3 protein-coding genes are annotated in these 3,913 nt (G+C 31.1%); all 3 read right to left on the bottom strand.

The features are described from left to right. Positions 1-155 precede the first annotated feature (155 nt). The 3 genes from KHW44_RS07240 to KHW44_RS07230 all read right to left on the bottom strand — a co-directional run bounded on the left by KHW44_RS07240 (position 156) and on the right by KHW44_RS07230 (position 3,831). Complete coding sequence (locus KHW44_RS07240; protein ID WP_304067778.1) at positions 156-1,088, bottom strand: ABC transporter ATP-binding protein; 933 nt, start codon at positions 1,086-1,088, stop codon at positions 156-158. Next, positions 1,085-2,680: an iron ABC transporter permease gene (locus KHW44_RS07235; RefSeq protein ID WP_304067775.1), complete on the bottom strand. Its 1,596-nt coding sequence runs from the start codon at positions 2,678-2,680 to the stop codon at positions 1,085-1,087. The genes KHW44_RS07240 and KHW44_RS07235 overlap by 4 nt, the downstream gene beginning before the upstream one ends. A gap of 77 nt (positions 2,681-2,757) precedes the next feature. After that, on the bottom strand, positions 2,758-3,831 hold the full coding sequence (locus KHW44_RS07230) for an ABC transporter substrate-binding protein (RefSeq protein WP_304067772.1): 1,074 nt from the start codon (positions 3,829-3,831) through the stop codon (positions 2,758-2,760). Positions 3,832-3,913: the final 82 nt, after the last annotated feature.

The raw sequence follows: 3,913 nt of genomic DNA, 5'->3' as shown, positions 1-3,913 counted from the left end.
TCTTCTATCTCAACGCCTCTTTCTTGTAATTGGCGAATCGTAATCTCTTTCAATTCTTGAATAGTATAAGGATATTCAGAAACTTTTTTTCTACCCATGTTGCCTCCTTTATTTTTCCCTATACTATATTTTACCCAAATTTCAAGCGTTTTACTCTAATTTGTCGGTAATTTTCTTTTAGAATATATAACTTTTACTTTATCTCCAATTTCATTTTTAAAATCATTGTTGAGCATATAAGAATCGATAGTTTTGTCATCTAATTGTATCTCAACTTTTACGCTTGAGCCTTGGAACACAATATCCTTGATAATACCATCTTCTCCTTGGTCTGAAATTTTTACATCTTCTGGTCTAACGTAATATCCTTCAAAAATATTTTTATCACCGATAAAATTCAACACGAAATTATTTTTCGGATTTCTGTAGATATCCAAAGGATAGGAATGTTGTTCAATTTTACCTTTATTCATCAAAATAATATCGTCAGCCAATTCAAAAGCTTCATTTTGATCATGAGTTACAAAAATCATCGTAGTTCCCAAATTTTTTTGGATATTTTTTATAAGAAGTCTCATGCTAACTCTCAATTTTTGGTCCAAGTTACTCAAAGGCTCGTCCAATAATAAAAGTTTCGGACTCAAAACCAATGACCTCGCAAGGGCAACTCTTTGTCTTTGACCGCCAGATAATTCATCAATCATTTTTTTCTCATGACCTTTTAGGCCTACCAAATCTATCATTTCGTTGACCTTTTTCTCAATACTAGATTTGTCCATGTTTTTGAATTTCAAACCATAAGCGACATTTTTGAACACATTCATGTGGTAAAAAAGCCCATAAGATTGAAATACAGTTGTTATATCTCTTTTTTCTGCTGTCAAACGAGTGATATCTTCTCCATCCAAAATAATTTGTCCGGAATTTGGCTTCACAAAGCCACCTATCATGTTTAGTATCGTGCTTTTGCCACAACCTGAAGGCCCCAAAATACACAACATTTTCCCTTTTTCCAAATCAAATTCCACATTATCGACTACTGTTTTATCTTCGTAAATTTTAGTAAGGTTTTTAACACTCAAAATCATTTTTTATCTCCTATTTTTGTTAACAAATAATATCCACCGTTTACAACAAGACATATCAAAATTATTATTAACGCAATCACTGAACCTATATTGTAATTGCCACTGTTTATAACATCAAACATCACAAGCGTTAAAACTTTTTGACCTGGATAAACCAAGAAAATAATAGAACCTATTGTAGTCATAGTAGCTGTGAATGCGTTGATAAATGTCACTGTAAATCCTTTTTTGGTAAGAGGAAGCACAATATCTTTAAAAACATAAATAAAATTTGCACCCAAATCCTGTGCAGAATTAATTTCATCTTCACTGATTGATAATACGTGACTGTTCATAACTTTTGTTGAAAACGGCATTTGTTTGAATAAAACATTCAAAACCACAATTGCACTCGTTCCTACTAAAAGCAATGGTTTGTGATTGAATGCCAATAAATATCCCAACCCAAAGAAAGTTCCTGGCAAAATATATGGCAAATTTGAGATATAATCTGCAATTTTAATCACCTTACTCTTCTTGATTATAGAATAGTATGCCATCAAAAGCCCTATCATACTTCCAAAAAATGCACTAATCAATGAGTACACAATACTTCTTGTTATAGTGTTTGTAATGTAAGATTTGGAATTTCTGAAGTTTTCCAAAGTAAATATAAGTTCGTTGTTTTTCATTTTCGTAAATGCCGACAAAATAATTGATGCATATTGAATCACAAGCCAACTCAACAAAAACACACTGATAACGCACAAGAAATAAAATACAGCAGATTTTTTGTCAATAATTGCACTTTGTGAAGAATTAGAATTGATATTGCTTTTTCTCATAGACTTCGAATAAATGATAAACATAATAACAGAAGGAATCAAAATCATTATATTTATAACTGCGGCAGTTTTAATATCTCCTTTGCTAATGACCGACATGTATCCTTCACTTGCCAGAACGTTAAACTTACCACCTATAATTGCAGGAGTTCCAAAATCCGCAATCGAACGAATAAATGTGAGGAAAAACACAGAAATCAATGTATTTTTTAATTGTGGAATTAAAATATCGATTACTACATGATTCGTATTCGCACCCAAATCAATTGCTGAATTGATAGAAGCTGTATCCAAATTATTAAGATAAGATATAACCATTAAACAACTCAACGACAAAAATCCCAACGTTTCCATTAATATAATTCCCGTCATTCCATAAGGATTGGTGTTTAATTTTAACAAATTGTACGTGATGAACCCTCTTCTACCGAATAAATTTATGTAAGACAAACTTGTTACAAAAGGAGGCGAAATCATCGTCACCAATAAAATTGCACTGATGATTTTTTGATGGATTTTACCACTCAAAAAGCAATACAATCCAATTATTGCAGAAAAAACAGTCGTTAAAACCGATACAATAAAACCAACAGTAATTGAATTCACAAACAGATTTTTGTTCTCTTTAAATACATTTAATATAAAATCTATTGAATTGCCTCCATCTGCAGTGAATGCTTCTTTAAATACATACAAAAATGGAAGTCCAATAAACACGAATATTAGTGCGAAAATTATGTATTTTATAAATTTATCTAATATTTTCATGATTTACTCCATATAAAACAAGCACCCGTTAAGGTGCTAGTAAAATGGGAGAAATTTTTCAATTTCTCCCTATTAAATTACTTACTTTTTACAAATTCTGAGAATTTATTCAAAATAGCTTCTCTCTTTTCACCAAAAGTAGACAAATCTTGTTTTATTAAGTTTTCTTTTTTCAAACCTAAATCAAGACCTTTGATTCCGTCTTTAACCATTTGGTTAGAATCTTTTCCGTCTATTTCTGCTAACATTTGTAAAGATTCATCTTCCAACATGAAATCGATGAATGCTTTTGCAACTTCAGTGTTAGGTGAATTTTTGAAAATAGCTACTCCTTCTGGAACCCATGGAATACCATCTTCAGGATATACAACAGTTAAGCTGTTGTCTTTTGCTGTATCAAACGCTGATTTGTCAACTGGAATAATACCAATTCCAAATTCCCCAGCTGCTGTTTTTTCTTGAGGATCTTTTCCTCTTTTGCCGTAGAAACTGATGTTATCATTTAATTTAGATAAATAATCCCAACCTTTTTCTTCGCCGTATTTGTCCAATAATCCTTTAACTGCTGCATAATTTGTACCAGAGATTGAAGGATCGCTCATGATTACTTCGCCTTTGTATTTTGGATCTGCTAATTCATCCCAAGTTTTTGGAACTTCTAAGTTTTTAGATTTTAATACTTCGTTATTTGCTAAGAAGCCAACAACTGTGATTCCTTTTGATAACCAATAACCATCTTTGTCTTTGTAATCGTCTGGAATTTGTTTCAAAGCTTCAGATTCATATTTTTCTAACATATCATCTGATTTAGCTTTCATGAAAGCGTCGATACCGCCTCCAAACCATACATCAGCCATGGCTTTACCTTCAGCTTTTGCTCTTGATAAAACTTCACCACTTGACATAGATAAGAATTCAACCTTAGCTCCTGTTTTTTCAGTAAACTTGTCAAATAATTTTACGTATTTGTCGCTTGTAGCAACAACGTTCAATGTTTTTCCTTCAAACTTTTTAGCGTCGTCTACTTTTTCTTCTGTTTTTGTAGATTCTTTTGATGTTGTTTCTTTTGAATTATCTTTTGATTGACAAGCAGTAAATTCAAAAATTAACATTAAAGAAAGACTTAACATCTTTAAAAATTTGTTTTTCATAATCCCTCCATGATTTTATTATTTTTAACATTAGATAGTATATATTACTTTGAAATATTTTACAAATATAAATAATGGCTTC

The organism is Finegoldia magna (genome assembly GCF_018371055.1).
GTDB classification, from domain to species: Bacteria; Bacillota; Clostridia; order Tissierellales; family Peptoniphilaceae; genus Finegoldia; species Finegoldia magna_I.
The sequence above is the reverse complement of the archived record's forward strand: the minus strand, read 5'-3'. Positions and strand labels throughout refer to the sequence as shown.